The 19,104-nt window shown below is 70.4% G+C and carries 16 protein-coding genes; 15 read left to right on the top strand and 1 reads right to left on the bottom strand.

The window, feature by feature from the left end; translation table 11 throughout:
* Positions 1-59: 59 nt before the first annotated feature.
* From RLT57_RS01055 to RLT57_RS01120, 14 genes are all read left to right on the top strand, one after another.
* On the top strand, positions 60-1,202 hold the full coding sequence (locus RLT57_RS01055) for an ABC transporter substrate-binding protein (RefSeq protein WP_311295451.1): 1,143 nt from the start codon (positions 60-62) through the stop codon (positions 1,200-1,202).
* Entirely contained in the window at positions 1,190-2,089 is a 900-nt protein-coding gene (locus RLT57_RS01060; RefSeq protein ID WP_311295452.1) for a cyclase family protein, read from the top strand. The genes RLT57_RS01055 and RLT57_RS01060 overlap by 13 nt, the downstream gene beginning before the upstream one ends.
* Positions 2,090-2,158: 69 nt before the next feature.
* The gene (locus RLT57_RS01065) at positions 2,159-3,742 is read left to right on the top strand and encodes an AMP-binding protein (RefSeq protein ID WP_311295453.1); all 1,584 of its coding nucleotides are present in this window, start codon (positions 2,159-2,161) and stop codon (positions 3,740-3,742) included.
* Positions 3,739-4,695, top strand: coding sequence for an LLM class flavin-dependent oxidoreductase (locus RLT57_RS01070; protein ID WP_311295454.1), 957 nt, complete (start codon positions 3,739-3,741; stop codon positions 4,693-4,695). The genes RLT57_RS01065 and RLT57_RS01070 overlap by 4 nt, the downstream gene beginning before the upstream one ends.
* 75 nt (positions 4,696-4,770) lie before the next feature.
* Positions 4,771-5,931, top strand: coding sequence for a thiolase C-terminal domain-containing protein (locus RLT57_RS01075; protein ID WP_311295455.1), 1,161 nt, complete (start codon positions 4,771-4,773; stop codon positions 5,929-5,931).
* The gene (locus RLT57_RS01080) at positions 5,928-6,356 is read left to right on the top strand and encodes a Zn-ribbon domain-containing OB-fold protein (protein ID WP_311295456.1); all 429 of its coding nucleotides are present in this window, start codon (positions 5,928-5,930) and stop codon (positions 6,354-6,356) included. The genes RLT57_RS01075 and RLT57_RS01080 overlap by 4 nt, the downstream gene beginning before the upstream one ends.
* Positions 6,357-6,488: 132 nt before the next feature.
* Positions 6,489-7,322 (top strand): IclR family transcriptional regulator, encoded by an 834-nt coding sequence (locus RLT57_RS01085; RefSeq protein WP_311295457.1) that lies wholly within the window; start codon positions 6,489-6,491, stop codon positions 7,320-7,322.
* A gap of 320 nt (positions 7,323-7,642) precedes the next feature.
* Complete coding sequence (locus RLT57_RS01090; RefSeq protein WP_311295458.1) at positions 7,643-9,016, top strand: MmgE/PrpD family protein; 1,374 nt, start codon at positions 7,643-7,645, stop codon at positions 9,014-9,016.
* A 68-nt stretch (positions 9,017-9,084) separates the two neighbouring features.
* Entirely contained in the window at positions 9,085-9,921 is an 837-nt protein-coding gene (locus RLT57_RS01095) for an alpha/beta fold hydrolase (RefSeq protein WP_311295459.1), read from the top strand.
* 23 nt (positions 9,922-9,944) lie between these two features.
* Positions 9,945-11,477, top strand: coding sequence for a flavin-containing monooxygenase (locus RLT57_RS01100; protein WP_311295460.1), 1,533 nt, complete (start codon positions 9,945-9,947; stop codon positions 11,475-11,477).
* Between the two features lie 53 nt (positions 11,478-11,530).
* Entirely contained in the window at positions 11,531-12,511 is a 981-nt protein-coding gene (locus tag RLT57_RS01105; protein ID WP_311295461.1) for a 3-hydroxyacyl-CoA dehydrogenase family protein, read from the top strand.
* A complete protein-coding gene (locus tag RLT57_RS01110) occupies positions 12,508-13,275 on the top strand; it encodes a CoA transferase subunit A (protein ID WP_311295462.1) in 768 nt (255 codons plus the stop codon). Before RLT57_RS01105 ends, RLT57_RS01110 begins: the two co-directional genes overlap by 4 nt.
* Entirely contained in the window at positions 13,272-13,952 is a 681-nt protein-coding gene (locus RLT57_RS01115) for a CoA transferase subunit B (protein ID WP_311295463.1), read from the top strand. Before RLT57_RS01110 ends, RLT57_RS01115 begins: the two co-directional genes overlap by 4 nt.
* Positions 13,953-14,758: 806 nt before the next feature.
* A complete protein-coding gene (locus RLT57_RS01120; RefSeq protein ID WP_311295464.1) occupies positions 14,759-16,840 on the top strand; it encodes a DUF2264 domain-containing protein in 2,082 nt (693 codons plus the stop codon).
* 37 nt (positions 16,841-16,877) lie between these two features.
* Here the strand turns inward: RLT57_RS01120 and RLT57_RS01125 are convergent, their stop codons facing one another.
* Complete coding sequence (locus RLT57_RS01125; RefSeq protein ID WP_311300524.1) at positions 16,878-17,867, bottom strand: LacI family DNA-binding transcriptional regulator; 990 nt, start codon at positions 17,865-17,867, stop codon at positions 16,878-16,880.
* A 302-nt stretch (positions 17,868-18,169) separates the two neighbouring features.
* On the opposite strand from RLT57_RS01125, the gene RLT57_RS01130 reads away from it, so the two are divergent.
* Complete coding sequence (locus tag RLT57_RS01130) at positions 18,170-19,093, top strand: carbohydrate ABC transporter permease (RefSeq protein ID WP_311295465.1); 924 nt, start codon at positions 18,170-18,172, stop codon at positions 19,091-19,093.
* Positions 19,094-19,104: the final 11 nt, after the last annotated feature.

Genomic DNA, 19,104 nt, shown 5'->3' on the forward strand with positions numbered 1-19,104 from the left:
CCTTTGACCCGACGCCCGGACCACCTGCCAGCCATGTCAATGACGAGATGGAGAAAAAAGTGGCGAGAAACAGAAAATTGATCCTCTCGGCCGGGATCTCCCTGCTGATGCTCGGCGCGGCCGCATGCGGCAGTTCGTCGACTCCCGCGTCGACGCCGTCGAAGGCCGTCGACATGAACGCCTGGGGCAAGGACTGCCCGACCACCTACAAGGTGACGGTCGGCGGAGCGGCGGCGACCATGCCGGTCTCCTACGCACCGCTCGTGGTCGCCCAGGAACTGGGCTACATGAAGGACTCCTGCGTCGACATGACCGACGTGAACCTGGTGCCGGGCAGTTCGTCGCCCCAGAAGCAGGTGGTCACCGGGGCGTCCGACGTCGGCATCCCGGACCCGGCCTTCATGATGGGGACGGACATCAACGAGGGCGTGCAGGCGTTCTTCACCTGGAACCAGAAGAACATCATCGAGGTCTCGACCATCGGCGGCACTCCGCTGACCGACCTCAAGCAGCTCGAAGGCAAGACGGTCGGGATCTTCGCCGAGGGGAGCACCGCCCAGCCCCTGGTCCAGGGGCTGGTCGCCGATGCCGGAGGCGATCCGGACAAGGTCAAGTTCCTGGTGATCGGCGAGGGCGCGCAGGCAGTCGCCGCCATCAACAAGCACGCGGTGGACGCGGTGGCGCTCTCCGACGCCTACATGACCGAGGTCAAGGAGCTGCTGAAGACGCCCCTCCAGCCGGTCGACATCGGCCAGGCCGCGAACTACCCCAGCAACGTGCTGTCGGCCAAGGGCAGCACGATCAAGAAGAACCCCAAGGAGATCGCCGGGATCGGGCGCGCCCTCGCCATGGGGATCGTGTTCTGCACCGAGAACCCGGAGGCCGCGGTGCGCATCCTGTGGAAGGCGTATCCGGACTCGGAACCGGCCACGGGCAGTTCCGCCGCCAATCTCAAGAACTTCGCCCTCTCGCTCAAGGCCCGCAGCGGCAAGTGGGCGCTGGACGCGCTGCCCGCGGGCCAGCAGCAGTACGGGTACTCCGACCCGGCGTACTACGGCGCCTACCGCGACTTCCTGATGAAGTCGGGACAGGTGAAGGCCGCGGTCCCGGTCAGCCAGTTGATCGACAACGACCTCGTCAAGTACTACAACGAGTTCGACGCGGCCACCATCCGGGAGCAGGCGAAGAATTGGAAGCCCTAGCAGACCGGCCCGGCAACTGGTCGCGCTGGCCCGGGGCGGCGTCCGCGGGCGCGCTGAACACCATCGGCCCGGAGCAGGTCGTGCGTGCGGCGGCCTGTGTGCGGCTGGGCCGCAGGGCGAGCCTCGGGATTCCGATCCGGCGGAACATGCCGCAGCCCGACGGGCACTTCCCGGCCCTGCACATGATGTTCCGGGACGGCGGGGACTTCGCGCTCGTCGGCAATGAGGCCACAGCCGGGGTCGAGTCGGCGACCGACTTCATCGGCCTGGAGATCCACGGGGCCGGCACCCACGTGGACGCCCTGTCGCACGTCTGGCGCGACGGGCAGCTCTTCGACGGGGTGAGCAGGGCGCAGGTGCGCAGCAGCGGCGCCCACCGCCTCGACATCGCCGGCGCACGCGGCATCGTCACGCGCGGTGTGCTGCTCGACGTGGAGCCCTACCTGGACGCGGCCGACGCTCCTGTCGGCCGGACCGAGCTGGAGCGTGCCGCGGCGGATGCCGGAGTGGACGTCGAAGCGGGCGACGCGGTGCTGCTGCGGACCGGCTGGCTGAGGCAGGTCCTGGACCGGCACCGCATTCCGGCCGAACTGCTGGGCGCGCAGCCGGGTCTGGACCTGGACGGCGCGCGTTGGCTGGCCGAACGCGACGTGGCGGTCGTCGGGGCCGACAACCAGGCGGTCGAGCGGCGTCCGGACTGCGTGCAGGACAGCGGGCCGGTCCCCGTCCACCAGCTTCTGATCCGGGAGTACGGAGTGCACCTGGTCGAGTGGCTGAACCTGGAGGAGCTCGGCACCGAGGGCGTGCACGAGTTCATGTTCGTCGCCGCACCGCTGCCGATCGTGGGCGGCACGGGAAGTCCCGTTGACCCCGTCGCGATCTGGTAGGCCGGCGCCGCGGCAACGCCACGACACCCCGGTGGGGACGGGCAGCAAGCAGTCGAGGAGGAGAACCGAATGAGCACGGCACTGGCGGACGTCCGCACCCTCGCGGACCTCATCGCCGAACGCGCCTCACTGGGCGACAAGGTCCTGGCCCGTATCCGGGGCCACGACCTCAGCTACGGCACGGCCGACCGGCGGTCGTCGCGATGGGCGGCGGGCTTCCGGCAGTTGGGGATCGGCCGGGCCGACGTGGTCGCCCAGTTCGGCTACAACTCCGTGGAGCATGTCCTGTCCTGGTTCGCCTGCGCGAAGACCGGAGCGATCTGGGCCCCGCTCAACGCCTCGCTGCAGAGCGGAGACCTCGCCTACTCGCTGCGGGAGGTCGGTCCCAAGATCATCCTTGTCGACGACGAACTGCTCCCCGTCTTCCTCCGCATGCTCCAGGACCGCGGCGACGAGTTCGCGGACCTCCGGGTGTTTTTGGTGGCGAGCACCCTGTCCGATCGGTCCGCGGCGCCCTACCCGTCGAGCGACACCCTCGACACGCTCTCGGACCAGGAGTGGGACCGGAACGCGGCCATCACCGCGGAGAGCCCCGCGTGCATCACCTTCACCGGCGGGAGCACCGGCCTGCCCAAGGGAGCGCTCGTCCCGCACGGCTACCTCCTGGCCGCCGCCCGGCGGTACGCCGCCGTCACCGGCGGCACGCCGTCGGACGTGCACTACGGCCCGGGCCACCTGTTCCACGTCGGCGGGCAGCAGAACGGGCTGCTGGGCCCCATGTACTGCGGTATGAGGACGCACTTCAACAGGTGGTTCAGCGCCTCGTCGTTCTGGACCGACGCCGCTGCCGCGGGCGCCACGATCACGAACACGGGCGTGGCGATCTCCTCCATTCTGCTGCAGCGGCCCCCGTCCGAGGCGGAGCGGGCGCACAGCTTCCGGCTCGGCATCGGCACCCTCGGCAGCTGGGACAACCCCGAGAAGTGGGCGCAGTTCGAGGAGCGCTTCGGCTTCCCGGTGCTCCAGGCGTACGGCCAGACCGAGACCGGTGTGCTGATCTCCTCAGAGACACCGGATGACCGCAGGCCGGGCTCATGCGGTCGGGCCGAGGGGATCAACGGGGTCGAGATCAAGATCGTCGACCCCCAGGGGTCCTTCTGCGCCGACGGGGACGAGGGCGAGATCGTGGTCCGACCGGCCGAACCCGCCTCGTTCATGCTCGGGTACTACGGGCACCCGGACGTCACGGCGGAACGGTGGCGCGGGCTGTGGCACCACACCGGGGATCTGGGCCGGATATCCGAGGGCTATCTCATCTACCTCGGGCGCATGGGCCACTTCATCAGGCGTGCCGGCGAGAACGTCTCGGTGGACGAGATCGAACGCCTGCTCACCGGTCACCCCCTGGTCGAGGACGCGGCGATCACCGCGGTCACGTCCTCCCTCGGCGATGAGGAGATACGGGCCTGGCTGGCGCTCAAGCCGGGCGCGGCCCTGTCGGCGGACGAGCTGCGCGCCTGGTGCGCGGACCGAGTCGCCTACTTCAAGGTCCCGAAATACGTGGAATTCATCCCGGAGATCCCACGCACGCTCACCAAGAGGGAGGTGGAACGCTTCCGCCTCGTTCCCACCGAGAGGACTGCCACGCCATGAGAACAGGTTTTGTGGTTCCGCACGTCGGCCACGCGGCCACGACGGACGCCCTGCGTCTGGTGGCGGCCGAGGCGGTCAACGCGGGTGCGGCGGCGCTGTGGGCCGGGGACCACTTCGCCCTGGCCGCGGAGCAGGAGACGCCCTACCCGTACGGCGGGACCGCCGGTCCGGCGGGCGGCCGGTACCGGGTTCCGACCGACCGGATCTTCCTGGAGGCGTTCACCACGCTCGGCTACCTCGCCGCGCTGCGCCCGGACTGCCCGCTGGGCACCAGCGTGGCGATCCTGCCCTATCGACCGCATCTGCACTGGGCCAAGCTGGTCGGCACCATCGCGTACCTGACCGAAGGGCGCTTCCGGTGGGGCGTCGGCGAGGGGTGGCTCAAGGAGGAGTTCGACGCCCTGCGGGTCGGTCCGTTCGCCGACCGGCGGCCGTGGACCGACGACGTGGTGCGGTTCGTCCGGGGGGTCTGGGACGAGGACCCCAGGTCGGCGAGCTACCACAGCGCGTACGCGGACATCAAGGCGATGTCCGTGGTTCCCAGCGGCCAGGAGTACCGCCCGGAGGTCTGGATCGGCGGGAACGGCCCGTCGGCGCTGCGCCGGGTGGCACGGCTCGGCGATACCTGGCATCCGCATGTACGAGGACTCCCGCCGGACGCGGTCGCGAACGGCCGGGAACGGATCGCGGAGCTGCGGCGCGAGGAATATCCCGACTCTCCCGGCCGGCTCCCTGCCCCGCCCGTCGCGTTGTTCTCCCCGCTGCGGATCACGGAGGACAGGCCCGCCGAGCCGCCCTGGACCGCCGGGCGCATCGACGGCCCCGCCTCGTACATCGCCGATGTGCTCCAGGAGTACGAGGCGGCCGGGGTCGAGGAGATCGTGCTGTCGATCGGCGGCAGCGCCAGGACACGGCTGACCACGGTCGAGACCATAGCGTCCGCACTGAGCTGACCGGCCCCGGCCGGTTCGCGGAGCGCCGAGGCCGAAGCACGCAGCGGGATCCCGTGACGGAAGAAGGAGGAAACGGTGAGAGCAGATGGCGACGCCGTCATTGCGGGGGTCGGGGAGACGGACTACTCCTGGGCCAGCCGTCGCACCCCGACCGGCCTGGCGGTGGAGGCCGTTCTGGCGGCTTGCCGTGACGCCGGCATCGACCCCCGGGACATCGACGGCATCATCAGCCACCCCTTCGCGGTGTCGCCGGAGGAGCTCATGTCCGCGATGGGGCTGCGCCGGTTGAACTACAACTGTGTGATCCACATGGGAGGCGCCGGTGCCGTGGCCGGCCTCCAGCACGCCGCTTTGGCCGTGACGTCCGGTACCGCCAGGAACGTACTGATGTTCCGAGCCCGGAACGGGGTCTCCGACGGCCGTATCCACCAGCGGCCGTCGCAGCAGCCGGCACAGCATTTCAGGACGCAGCTCGAGCACCCGTACGGCTGGAACACCCCGGCCCAGCGCTACTCGATGATCTGCCGGCGTTACATGCACGAACACGGCCTTTCCCGTGAGCAGCTGGGGTCGGTCGCGGTGAGCGCCAACCGGTACGCGCAGCGGAACCCGCGCGCGCAGACCTACGGCCGGCCGCTGTCCCTGGAGAAGTACCTCGCCGGACGGGTGATCGCCGATCCGTACACCCGCTACGACTGCTGTCTGGAGACCGACGGCGGATGCGCGATCATCGTCCGAGCCGGAGTGCGGGACACCGGCGGACGGCCCCAGGTCAGGATTCTGAGCGTCGGCGAAGGCCGGCCCGAATCGCCCGACGATCTCACCAACCGGCCCGATCTGCTGGGAATCGGCCTCGAACACGCCGCCAGGATTGCCTGGGACCGGGCGTCCCTCGGCCCGGAGGACATGGACGCCGCCATGATCTACGACTGCTTCACCTTCGAGGTCATCCACCAACTGGAAGCCGCCGGATTCACTCCGGTCGGCACTGCGGGCAGATTCTGCGAGCAGGGCGGCATCGACCCCGGTGGGCGGCTTCCGGTGAACACGCACGGAGGCCTGCTGGCCGAGGGGCACCTGTCGGGTCTGAGCCATGTGATCGAGGCCGCCCGCCAGTTGCGCGGCGAGTGCGGAGACCGCCAGCTCGACGGGGTCCGGCACGTCGCGGTCACCGGCTGGGGGGATCTCGGTGACGGCGCGCTCGCCGTCCTGGACCGCGTCGGAGCAACGTCATGACCCGGCCGCTGCCGGACCCCGGCTTCACCGAGTTCGCCGAGTTCTGGAGCGGCACTCTGCGCCACGAGCTGTCGGTGGAGCAGTGTGCGGACTGCGGGCTGCTGCGCTGGCCACCCCGACCGGTCTGCCGCCGGTGCCTGTCGGCTGCCTCCGGGTGGACGGTGGTTCCGCCGTACGGGCGGCTGTTCACCTGGACCGTGGTGATGCAGCAGACCATCCCCGGGCTCCCTCCGCCGTACGCGGTCGGCCTGGTGCAGATCGACGGCCTCCAGGAGGCTTCGACACTGCGGTTCCTGGGCCGGCTGGTCAATGTGGCGCCTGAGGAGCTGCGCATCGGCATGCCGGTCGAGGCCGTCTTCGAGGAGGCGGCCGAACAGGTGGTGCTCGTCAACTGGAGCCCCCGAGCAGATCGGCAGTCGAGCTAGCAGGCACCGGGCCCGGCGCCCGGTCGATTGTCCACATGGCGGCCCGGCTTCCCCGTAGCGTTGCGTTTCGCTTCGACCGCCGGGTCGAGGGAACGCACGGCCGGACGTCAACGACTAGGAAGTTAATCAGCGATGGGACAAGAGAGTTCGGAATCCACGGGACCACGTGGTTCGCAGTCGATCGAGCGCGCGCTGGCGATTTTGTTCACCTTCTCCTCGGACCATCCCTCCCGCTCCCTCAAAGAGATCTGTGAAATAACAGAACTGACGCTGCCGACCGCGCACCGTATGACGAAGGCGCTGCAGCACAACGGCTTTATCAGACAGGACCCGAACTCCGGGCTGTACAGCCTGGGGCCCTCGATCGCGCGACTGGCACGCGTGATGTTCCAGAGCGGTCGGACCAGCGAACTGCCCGCGATCAGCCGTCCCTACCTGCAGTCGCTCCGCGACGCGACCGGTGAGACGGCGGGCCTGCACATCGCTTCGCCGGAGGGACGCATCTGCGTGGCCGAGGTGGAAAGCCGTCACATGATGCGGATGAGCAGCGGCGTCGGCAGTACGTTCCCCTGGCATGCCGGTGCCAGCAGCAAGGTCCTGCTCGCCGGGATGAGCGAACCGGAACGCAAGTCCATCCTGGCCCCGCTCGACTGGCCGGCGCTCGCGCCGACCGCCGCGCACTCGTCCGAGGAGTTCCTGCACGAACTCGACGAGGTCCGTGCCAGGGGGTACGCCGTCAGCGTCGGCGAGACGATCCCGGGCGCCACCGCTGTGGCCGTGCCCGTCCGTGACCTCGACGGGCGGGTGGTGGCCGCGATCAACGTGACGGGGCCGGCCCTGCGATGGACCCGGGAGACGATGACCGAGGCCCTGCCGACCATCAAGGACGTCGCTCAGCAGATGGGCGCGCACCTCGGTCTGGAGGAGAGCTCCCCGAACCGCGGTCCGCGGCGCAAGTCCTCCTGAGGAAGTGAATCCCTTTGGCCCGGGCGGGTGGCCACACCGCCCGTCCGGGATTCCCCTCCGGGGATGTACAACGCGCATTGCCGCCAAGAGAATTCGGCTCGCATTCGAGAGCGGGACCGGGTGTGTGGTGCGGTGCTTCGCCCTGCCCAACCTGCCCCGGTCCCGGTGGTGTCGGCTCCGTCGGGAACTTGACAGGTTCTCCTTTTCAGGCAGACCATATATCATGTTGTAGAAGCACACTCCACTATGTGGAATCCCTGAGGTGACGGCCTCGCCCCGCCCACCGATTCGACTGTCCGCCACGGAAGGGAAGGGAAGCCATGCCGGAAGCAACACGGCCGCCCGCACTCCTCGAAGAGCTCGCGCACTTCGTGTCCGAGCTCTCCTCCGCGGATCTGCCGGAGCGCGTCCGCGAGCGGGCCAAGCTGATCCTTCAGCACAACATCGTCGTCGCACTCGCCGCTCGCGACGAGCGCGTCCCGGGACAGGACCGCACGCCCTGGCCGGCCGGACTGCCGGCCGCCCAAGCCGCCACCAGGCTGACCGACGGCCTGCCGGCGCCCGCCGAACGAGCCGTCGTCACCAACTCCCTGGCCATGGGCGCCCGCGCACAGCACGACGAACTCCCGGCTGCCATCAGCCACTTCGGCAGCACCGTGCTGCCACCGCTGCTGGCGGCCGCAGAGCAGCACAGGATCGACGGCGCCCAGGTGCTGACCGCCATGGTCGCCGGCTACGAAGTCGGCGCCAGGATCGGTGCCGCGTCCGTCCGCCAGATCTCACGCCGAGGGTTCCGTCCCACCGGCCTGTACGGGCCGCTCGCCGGAGCCGCCGCGGTGGGCAAGGCGATCGGGCTGGGACCGACGGCCCTCACCAGCGCTCTGGCGTTCGCCGCGAACACGTCGTCGGGCCTGACCCAGACATGGCTGCGGGGAAGCGACGAGTGGCGCTACCAGACCGCGTTCGCCGCGCGCAACGGGTACGTTGCCGCCTACCTGGCCGCGGAGGGAGTGTTCGGAGCCCCCGACACCCTGGAGGGCGCCAACGGATTCCACCGCGCCTTCGCGACCGCCGACATCGCCCCCGCCTCCGTGCTGGACGGGCTGGGAGAGCGCTGGGCGGTGGAGGACGTCCTGCTGAAGCCCTACCCGGTCTGCGCGTTCAACCAGGCCCCGGTCCAACAGGTCCTCGCGCTCAAGGCCGCGCGGCGGTTCCGGGCGTCCGACGTGGAGCGGGTGCGGGTCCGCATGAACGCGGACGACATCACCTACCCGGGGGTGGACACCACGGCGGCGGTGCGGACAAGGGCCGCGGCGCTGATGAGCCTGCGGACCTGCATCGCCCTGGCCCTGCTCCACGGCGACGTGACGATCGAGCATCTGGAGTCCCCCGACACCGCAGCGGTCCGCCGGCTCACGGCCAGGATCGACCTGCTTCCCGATCCGGCGGTGCCCACCCACGCAACGTCCGTCGACGTCACCCACGACGGAGTGACCGCGGACTCCGGAGCTCCGGCGACCACGGTCTACGACCGGTCGACCGGCCGGGCGCTGATGTCCCGGCTGCAACCGCTCACACGACTGGACGACGGCCGCCTGGCGCGGTTGGCGGAGAGCGTCCGCGGCCTGGAGGAACTCCCGGACATCGGGGCCGTCCTGGAATCGGCCAGGCCCGCCCGCGACGCACCGCCGTGAAGCGGCGGCCGGTTCCGATCCCGTCCTTCCCTTCCCCCCGAGAGGCTCGAGTGACTTTCCCTCCGAACGTGCGACAGGGCACGCTGGCCGTGGCCGGAACAAAGATCACCTACTATGATTCCGGCGCTCCTGGAACGGCCACGGGCCCGGCCGTCGTCCTGCTGCACGGAACAGGCGGCTCGGCGTACAACAACTTCTGGGCGCTGTTCCCCATGCTCGCGATGCGCCATCGCGTCATCGCCTTCGACTTCGTGGATCCGGAGGACCCGGCACAGGTCGCCGAGACGGCGCACTACACGGCCCAGGCCACCGCGGTGATCGAGCACCTGAGCCCGGACGAGCCGGTCAATCTCGTCGGCTATTCGTTCGGGGCCGTCATCGCGGCGGCACTGGGCGCGGAACGGGCCGATCTCGTCGAGAACCTCGTGCTCGTCGCCGGCTGGGCCAGGACGGACATCCAGCAACGACTGCGCAACGACATCTGGCAGAGCCTGCGCCTCGACCGGCATCCGGCGCTCCCGGGGTTCATGGTCCTCACCGCATACAGCGACGCCTACCTCGCGGCCAGGACCGAGACCGAGCTCGCGGAGATCGTCTCCCGCACCGCGTCAGGGCCGGACCGGCTGTCGAAGATGCTCTTCAACCGGGCCGTCGACATCTCCGAGCAGATTCCCCGGATCTCCTCCCCGACACTCGTCATCGGATGCGCACAGGATCAGATGGTCCCGGTCAGGCACGCCCGCATGCTCTTCGGCGGCATCCCTGACGCGCGCTACGCGGAGGTGGGCTCAGGCCACGCGGTCGTGCACGAACGCCCGGCGGAACTGTTCACCCTCATCGACGCCTTCGTGAAGGACCCCGCAAAGACCCGGGCCGGTGCAGTCCTGAGCACCGGCCACGCCTGAGCACCCCCATTCCGAGGAGCATCATGTCCATTCCCGAGACGACAACCTTCGCCGCACCGGAAAGCCGGGCGCCCATCAGTGAGACCGACGTCATCATCGTCGGAACGGGATTCTCCGGCCTGGGCATGGGCACCGCGCTGGCCCGGGCCGGACAGCACTCATTCGTCCTGCTGGAACGGGCCGACACCGTCGGCGGCACCTGGCGCGACAACACCTACCCGGGCGCCGCCTGCGACATCCAGTCACACCTGTACTCGTACTCGTTCCGCCCCAATCCGGACTGGTCGCGGGTCTACGCGGGCCAGCCCGAGATCCTCGCCTACCTGCAGAGAACGGCCGAGGAAGAAGGGCTGCTGCCGCTGATCCACTTCGACTCCGAGGTGCTGCACGCGTCATGGTCCGAGCAGCGCGGGCGCTGGATCGTCGAGACCCCGCACGGATTCCACGTCTCCAAGGCGGTGGTCACCGCCTCGGGCCACCTCTCCGACCCGGTCATGCCCTCCATACCGGGCATCGAGACCTTCGACGGTGACCTGTTCCACTCCGCACGCTGGGACCACTCCCGCGACTGGGCCGGCAAGCGCGTGGGGGTGATCGGCACCGGGGCCTCGGCCATCCAGATCGTTCCCGAACTCGCCAAGACGGCCGAGCACGTGACGGTCTTCCAGCGGTCGGCCCCCTATGTCATCCCGCGCAAGGACTACGTCTACAGCAGCGCGGAGAAGGGGATGTTCCGCCGGCTGCCGGCCACCGCGCAGGCGCTGCGCGACCAGTTGTTCTGGGACAACGAATCACGCTTCCCGCAGCGGCGCGGCGTCCCCGCGTTCATCGACCAGATCGCGGCCACCGCACGGCAGCACCTGGAGGCGCAGGTCGACGATCCGGTCCTGCGGGCGCGCCTGACGCCCGACTACGCCATCGGTTGCAAGCGCATCCTCATCTCGAACGACTACTACCCGACGCTGGCCCTGCCCCATGTCGATCTCGTCACCGAGGGCATCGCACGTATCGACGCCCAGGGCGTCCGGACCCAGGACGGGCGGCAGACCGAGCTCGACCTGCTGGTCGTGGCGACCGGGTTCGAGGCCACGGACCTGCCGATCGCCCATCGGATCGTCGGGCGGGACGCGGCGCTGCTCGCCGACCACTGGGCCGAGGGCGGACGGGCGTTCGCCTGCACCACGGTCTCCGGCTTCCCGAACCTCTTCGTCATGCTCGGCCCCAACACCGGCCTCGGCGCGGGGTCGATCATCTTCATGGTCGAGACCCAGATCGCGTACATCAAAGAGGCCCTGGACTTCGTGGTCGCCAACGACGTGACCCTGGAGCCGGATCCGGACGCGGAGCAGGCGTACGTCGCGGGCATCGACCAGCGCAGCCAGGGCACCGTCTGGCTGACCGGCGGATGCCGCAGCTGGTACGTGCATCCCCGCAGCGGCCGACTCGCCACTCTCTGGCCGGATTTCATGACCCAGTTCCGGGCCGAGAACGGCTCCTTCACCCCGGACGGATACCGCATCGAACAGGGTACCGCCCCGAGCCGGCTCCCGGCCTGACGCCGGCGGATGAGACACGGCGACGCGGCCCGCCACCATCGGAGGAGTTCCTCGTGATCGACGACGCATCAAACAAGCCCGCCGCCGACGTGGGCGTGGTGGGCGCAGGGCTCATGGGCCACGGCATCGCGCAGGTCTTCATGCTCGGCGGTTCGACCGTGCGCATCTGGGACCCCGACCCCGAGGTTCTCCGCGGGGTGCCGTCCCGGATCCAAGGCCACCTCGACCTCCTCGGCATCGAGGCACCGGTCCGGGTCGTGCTCGCCGACTCGCTCGCGGAGGCGGTCGCGGGCGCCGATCTCGTCGTCGAGGCGGTTCCGGAGAGTCTGCGCCTCAAGCAGGAGTTGATCGCCCGGCTCGACCGGCTCGCCCCCGACGCCGTGGTGACGACCAATACCTCCGTGCTGCGCATCTCCGAGATCGCAGCCGAGACCCGCCGTCCGGAACGCGTGGTCGGCGCGCACTGGTGGAACCCGCCCTACCTGGTCCCCGTCGTGGAGGTGGTACCCGGTCGGTTCACCTCGGCCGCCAACACGGCCCTGGTGAGCGGCTGGCTGCGGGCGGCCGGGAAGACCCCGGTCGAGGTCGGCGGCGACGTCCCGGGATTCATCGGCAACCGGATGCAGTTCGCCCTGCTGCGTGAGGCCGTGTCGATCGTGGAGCAGGGCATCTGCGACGCGGAAACCGTGGACCTGGTCGCCCGGACCACATTCGGCTCGCGCCTCGCAGCGGTGGGACCGCTGGAGAACGCCGACTTCATCGGCCTGGACCTGACCGCCTCGATCCTGGACTACCTGGCCCCCTCGCTGTCGGACGAGACGGAGGTCCCCGAGCTGATCCGCGACGCGGTGGACCGCGGACGGCTCGGCGCGAAGTCCGGCGGCGGCCTCCTCGACTGGCCCGAGGGCGCGCGGGAGAGGACGGAGAGGCGCCTGCTTGCCCACCTGGCCGAGTCCTTCCGCACCCAATCCGCCCGTGCGCAGTCCTCGTCCACCGGGGACCGGCCCGCGACCGACAAGGAGCACACCAGGTGAGCAAGGTGTACAAAAGTCCCGCTGACGCGATTGCCGACGTGCCGGCCGGCGCGTCCCTCGCGGTCGGCGGATTCGGCCTGTGCGGCATCCCGGCGGCCCTGATCACGGCGCTGCACCGGTCGGGCGTGGGCGACCTCAAGATCGTGTCGAACAACTGCGGAGTCGACGACTGGGGGCTCGGCGTGCTGCTCGCCGAGCGCCGGATCACCCGCATGACCTCCTCCTACGTCGGCGAGAACAAGGAGTTCGCCCGCCAGTACCTCGCCGGAGAACTGGAGGTCGAGCTGACCCCGCAGGGCACCCTCGCGGAGAGGCTGCGCGCCGGCGGAGCGGGCATCCCGGCCTTCTACACGCCCACCGGCATCGGGACCCTGGTCGCCGACGGCGGCATGCCGTGGCGCTACGCCCACGACGGCGGCGTCGCCGTGGCCTCGCCGCCCAAGGACATCCGTGCCTTCGCCGGCCGGGACTACGTCCTGGAGGAGGCGATCACCTGCGACTTCGGCCTGGTCCACGCCGCCAGAGGCGACAGCCTGGGGAACCTGATCTTCGCCAAAGCGGCCCGGAACTTCAATCCGCTGTGCGCGATGGCCGGCCGCATCGCCATCGCCGAGGTCGAAGAGCTCCTCGAGCCCGGAGAGTTGGACCCGGACGAGGTGCATCTGCCGGGCATCTACGTGCAGCGTGTGGTGCATGTCGGGGCGGACCCCGGCAAGCGCATCGAGAAGCGGACCGTCACCCCGCCCCGGAAGGCACACCGATGAGTCTCACCCGTGAGCAGATGGCTGCTCGGGCCGCCCTCGAAATCGCCGACGGCTCCTACGTGAACCTCGGCATCGGGCTGCCGACTCTCGTCCCGAACTGCCTTCCGCCCGGGATCAATGTGTCGCTGGAGAGCGAGAACGGTGTCCTCGGCGTGGGGCCCTACCCGGTGGAGGGCGAGGAGGACGCGGATCTCATCAACGCCGGGAAGGAGACCGTCACCGTCCTTCCCGGCGCGTCCTTCTTCGACTCCGCGCTGTCCTTCGGCATGATCCGGGGCGGCCACGTCGACACCGCGATTCTGGGCGCCCTGCAGGTGTCGGCCTCCGGCGACCTGGCCAACTGGACCGTTCCCGGCAAGATGATCAAGGGCATGGGCGGCGCCATGGACCTGGTGCACGGAGCCCGGCGGGTGATCGTCCTGATGGAGCACACCGCCCGCGACGGCAGCTGCAAGATCGTCCACCGCTGCACACTGCCCTACACCGGCAGAGGAGTCGTCGACCTCGTCATCACCGACCTCGGTGTCTTCGAGATCACCGGCCGGGGTATCGTGCTGCGCGAAATCGCCCCGGGAACCAGCCTCGACGAGGTGCGAGCCGCCACCGAGCCCGAGCTCATCCTCCCCACCGCCCTTCGGACCATCCGCACCGCGGCACTCCCCGGCCCCGCTTCGTGAGGCACCCGCCGGGAGCGGCGCCGAGCACGGCGTTCCGCAAGCCGGCGGGACCCGGCGGCTCCGCTGGGCCCGTCCGCCCCTGCACCCGGGGGAGAGCGCCTCGAAGCCGCCGATACCGACGTCGCGGATGACGTCACGGACCCGGACCGGTCCGGGCCGGTGAACGTCACCGTCGCACTCTTGCCCACGTCCATGCCCCGCGCGGGGCGACACCGTCTGGGCCCGCCGTCAGGTCCCTGACGGCCCGGAGCCCCGGCGCACATCCCCGGCGCCCCGGCGCCTGCTCGCACATCCCCTCCGACCGCTTCGCCCTGAAGGCAGGCGTCGACCGGCAGAACCAGGACATCGAGGACACCCGGCCCCGGCCCCGCCGGGGCCGGTTCGCGTTCGTGAGGAGTTCGCCGTTCAGCGGCTCAGCGCTCGCGGCCACCGGCGAAAGCACCCGGACCTGCGGTTTCATCGCGCCCATCCGACGGCAGCGTCCGACCCACCTGGTTTCCTCCCGCGGGAACTCCCCCTGCGCGCCCTCCGGTGAGAGGCCGTACCTCTGACGCGGTTCGCGGGCGATACGCGGAACGCGGTCATCACGTATCACCGGCGGTCCACCGTCAAGCGGTCCCGGGTCGGTCATGTGTCCGCCTTCTGATCAGACAATTCCCAATGCATCAGGGTATGTTCGCGTAACCATTCCCGTCTCGACAGTGTAAGTACGGGACGCGTGGAGCCGCGGTCAAGAGGTCGCGCGCGACAAGGACGAAGTGGCCGGTGCCGGCCGCTCCCGCACGGCAGCTCGTAAGGAGACTCCGATGTGTTCTGCTCTGCCGCCCGAGGACCGGGGCCGCTCCCCGTACACCGGGTGGACCCGAACACACTGGACCGCGCTCGCCGACCGGATGCTGACCGCGGTCGACCCCTACCGATCACCGGGGTACGCCTTCGTCGATCTGCCGGCGCCGACGAGCGGCAACCGTCGACCCGACGGTCCGGGCGGCCTGGAGGGCCTGGCCCGCACGTTCATCTTCGCGGGCTTCCGTGTCGCGGGTGAGCGTGGCGCCGACCCGTCCGGGTTGCTGGAGCGCTATGCGCGAGGACTCGCCACCGGCACCGACCCGCACGCCGCCGAGCGATGGCCGCGACCCCGCGGATCCGCGGAGCCCGGCAGCCGGGTCCGGGTGGCGGCGGCTGCCGCGACGATCGCGTTCGCCCTCCAACTCACCCGGCCCTGGCTCTGGGACCGGCTGGACGACCAGGTCAGGGAACGGACCGCGGACTGGCTCACCGCCGCGGTCGCGGCGCCGTACCCGCAGGCCGGCCGCGAATGGCTGCTGATGGTCACGGAGTCCTTCCTGCACCAGGCCACCGGGCACCCACCGGCGCAGAGGGTCAGGGAGAACCTGGCCGCACACGGATCGCCGCCGCGGTCCGGCGGCCGGTTCGGCAAGGGTCGGGATCGTGCATACGAGCACGGGACGGAGTGGGCGCCCCACCTGCACCCGCTACTATGGGCGCATTTGTTCGACACCACGGGAGCACTGTGCCCGCCCGCCCTCCGCAGGCGGTGGCAGCGGAATCTGTCGGCGCGCCTGGACGACGCCGTGCGGCTGATCAGCACGGACGGGACGCCCCTGCTGCAAGGACAGGGCCTGACCGACCCGTTGGCCGCCGCGGCACCGCTGTGGATCGGGGCGCTGACCGGCACCGGAGGGCTCGCCCCCGGCCTGGTGCGACGCGCGGCCAGCGGCATGCTGCGGCATGTCACGACGTTGGGCACCCTCGGACCGGGCGGGCCCAACGGAGCGCTGCCGCGCGGCCGAAGCCGCGGGTGGACCGACCTGCGGCACCCGGAGCCGGGCTCGCCGTACCGGGCGGCCACCGGGATGCTCGGCCTGCTGCTGCCCGCGGACCACCCGGTGTGGACCGAGCCGGAGCAGCCGCTGCCGATCGAGGAGGGCGACACCGCCCGCGTGATCGCCGCGCCCGGCTGGCTCGTCTCCGCCCGGCGGGCCGACGGGATCACGCTCGTGCTCAACCACGGCACCGACCAACCGGGCCCTGGCGACATCCACGCAGACGACCCCCGGTACTCGCGGCTCGGCTATTCCACCGCCACCGCGCCCCGGCCGGCCGGCCCGATGTGGCAGGGGCCGATCGACAACAGCGTCGCCGTCCTGGACCATGCCGGGCAGGCCACCCATCGCGGCGGCTTCAGAACGCTCTTTGCCCAAGAACTGCCGGGGGCCACGCTGGTGGCGGCCTCCCGCGGCCTCGTGCACTGGATACACCGGACGTACCAGGTGTACGACGCCGGCGGCATCGCGTTCAGTGGCGGTTTCCGCCCCGGCCCGGACGGTGCCGCGGGCGACCGCATGAGGGGGCGCCGCCTCACCGTGACCCCCGGTCCGCAGGTGACGGTGGCCTCAGCGGTCCGGGCCGGCGTCGAAGTGCGACTGGTGCGGCTGGACCTGCCGCCCGGGTCCGCCGCCGACCCGGCTGCGGCCTGGCGTGCGGTCCGGCTCGGCGGATGGCCGGTCGGCGCGACGACGCCGCCGCTGGTCCGCGACCGCCTGGCGCCCGGCCCGACCGCCGAGGCGGCCACTGCCCGACTGCGGTCGCGCGTGCACAGTCTGCGCGGCTTCGACCAGGGCGGCGTGGCCACCGGGGACGGTACTAACTCGCGCACCCGCTGGACGGCTACGCCCTGGCTCGCCGCGACGGGACCGGCTCCGATCGGTGAGGTCCTGGCCGCGGTGGTCACCTTGGACCGGAGTGTCGGGCCCCGGTCCGATCCCACGCTCTCGGTGCAAGCCGCGCCCGGTGGCGCGCACCGGGTCACCGTGGTGTGGCCGGACGGCGGGATGACGGTACTCACCGTTCCCGGCCCGGACTGAACGTCCCGGTGCGATGCCGCCGGCCCCGGCCCACCCGTCAGCGGGCGGCGGCCGGCGCCGTGCTGGCCCGCACCGTCAGCCGGGTGGGCACCAGAACGGTGCCCGGCTGCGACGTCTGCTCGGCGATCTGGCGCAGCACGCCCTCGACACAGCGGCGGCCGACCTCGGCGAAGTCCTGGTGCACGGTCGTCAGCGGCGGGACGAAGGAGGCGGCTTCGGGGATGTCGTCGAAGCCGACGACGCTGACGTCCTGGGGCACCCGTCGGCCGTGTTCGTGCAGCGCGCGCAGCAGTCCGAGCGCCATCTGGTCGTTGGCCGCGAAGACCGCGGTGCAGTCGGGTTCGCCGGCCAGCCGAAGCCCCGCCCGGTAGCCGGACTCGGCCGTCCAGTCACCGCGGACCGGCGGCGGCGCGGTGCGCCCGGCCGCCTCCAGCGCGTCCCGCCAGGCATGCTCGCGACGCTGCGCGGCGAAGGAACCCTCAGGTCCCGCCAGGTGCCACACGGTGCCGTGGCCGAGGTCGAGCAGGTGGCGTACGGCCAGGTGGGCACCACCGATCTGGTCGGTGTCGACGACGCTGTAGCGGTCACCCGCGTTGGAGTCGACGACCACGACCTGCACATGTGGTGGGAGCGAGATCGTCGCGGCGTCCAGCAGATGCACCTCCATGATCACGATGATCCCGTCGACGGCGAGTTCGCCCAGCCGGGTGAAGGCGCCACGCACTCCGGTCTGGGTCGGAACCGCGACCGGCTGGAGGGTGATCGCGTAGCCCTCCTGCGCCGCAGAGGACGCGATCGCCTCCAGAGTGCGCACGTTGCCGGTGGTGGACAGGCTGAACAGGATGACGCCGAGCGTACGGAACTCACCGCGCTTGAGCGCGCGGGCCGCGCTGTTCGGGCGGTAGCCGAGCTGCTTCATCGCGGCCAGCACCCGCTCACGGGTGTCGGTCACCACGCCCGGGTGCCCGTTCGCGACGCGGGAGACGGTCTGCGACGACACGCCCGCGAGCCGGGCGACATCGGCCATCGAGGCGCCCCGCCGCCTGCGCCCGGCCGCGGCGTGCTCAGTGCGCACCGGTGCGGGGACGACCCGGCTGTCCTCGGCTGTTTCCTCCACTCCGTGCCCCTCTCGCTTCCGCGTCCGACAGCCGGGGGGAACCTCGGCGTAACCCTTGACGCTCACCGACCTGCAATGTAAGCATCACGTTAATCAATGTTTGCGCAAACGTCCACGGTGTCCGGACTTCTCGAACCCGCTATGGTTACGCAATCATCCGTCCCGCAGCCCGACCGCAGCGGGGTCAGAACAACAAGGTCAGGGGATGGGTCATGGCTGTCGTTTCGCCCCCGTCAGCGGCGGGCCGCGCCGCGCCGCCACTCAGGCGCGGCGGCGGGCGGCGATGGATCGGCTGGGGCTTCGTGGCTCCCTTCCTGGTCGTCTTCGCCCTCGTCTTCCTGGCCCCGATCGCATATTCGCTCTACTTGAGCCTGTTCCGGGACCAGTTGATCGGCGGCAACCACTTCGTCGGCGCCGACAACTACCGGCAGGCGTTCCAGGACCACGAGTTCTGGTCCGGCGTCGGCCGGGTCGGCCTGTTCCTGGTGGTGCAGGTCCCGATCATGCTGGGCATCGCGCTGCTGGTCGCCCTGGCGCTGGACAGCGGCCGGCTCTACGGCCGGGACTTCTTCCGGATCTCAATCTTCCTGCCCTACGCCGTACCCGCCGTCGTGGCCACCTTGATGTGGGGCTTCATGTACGGCAGGCAGTTCGGCCTGGTGGCGAACATCGACGACCACTTCAACGTCAGCCTGCCCGACCCGCTCTCCCCCGGCCTGGTGCTCGCCAGCATCGGCAACATCGTCACCTGGGAGTTCGTCGGCTACAACATGCTGATCTTCTACGCGGCGCTGCGGGTGATCCCGCAGTCGCTCTACGAGGCCGCGGAGATCGACGGCGCCGGCCAGTGGCGGATCATCGCGGCCGTCAAGCTCCCGGCGATCCGCGGCGCGCTGGTCATCGCCACCGTCTTCTCCGTCATCGGCAGCTTCCAGCTGTTCAACGAGCCCAGCATCCTCAAGTCCCTGGCGCCCAACGCCATCACCACCTACTTCACCCCGAACCTCTACACGTACTCGCTGTCCTTTTCCGGGCAGCAGCACAACTACGCCGCGACGGTCGCGATCGTCATGGGGGTCGTCACGATGATCGTCGCCTACGTCGTGCAGCTGCGCGGCATGAGAAAGGAGGCGTGAACCCGTGGCCG

This window comes from Streptomyces sp. ITFR-21 (genome assembly GCF_031844685.1).
GTDB lineage: Bacteria > Actinomycetota > Actinomycetes > Streptomycetales > Streptomycetaceae > Actinacidiphila.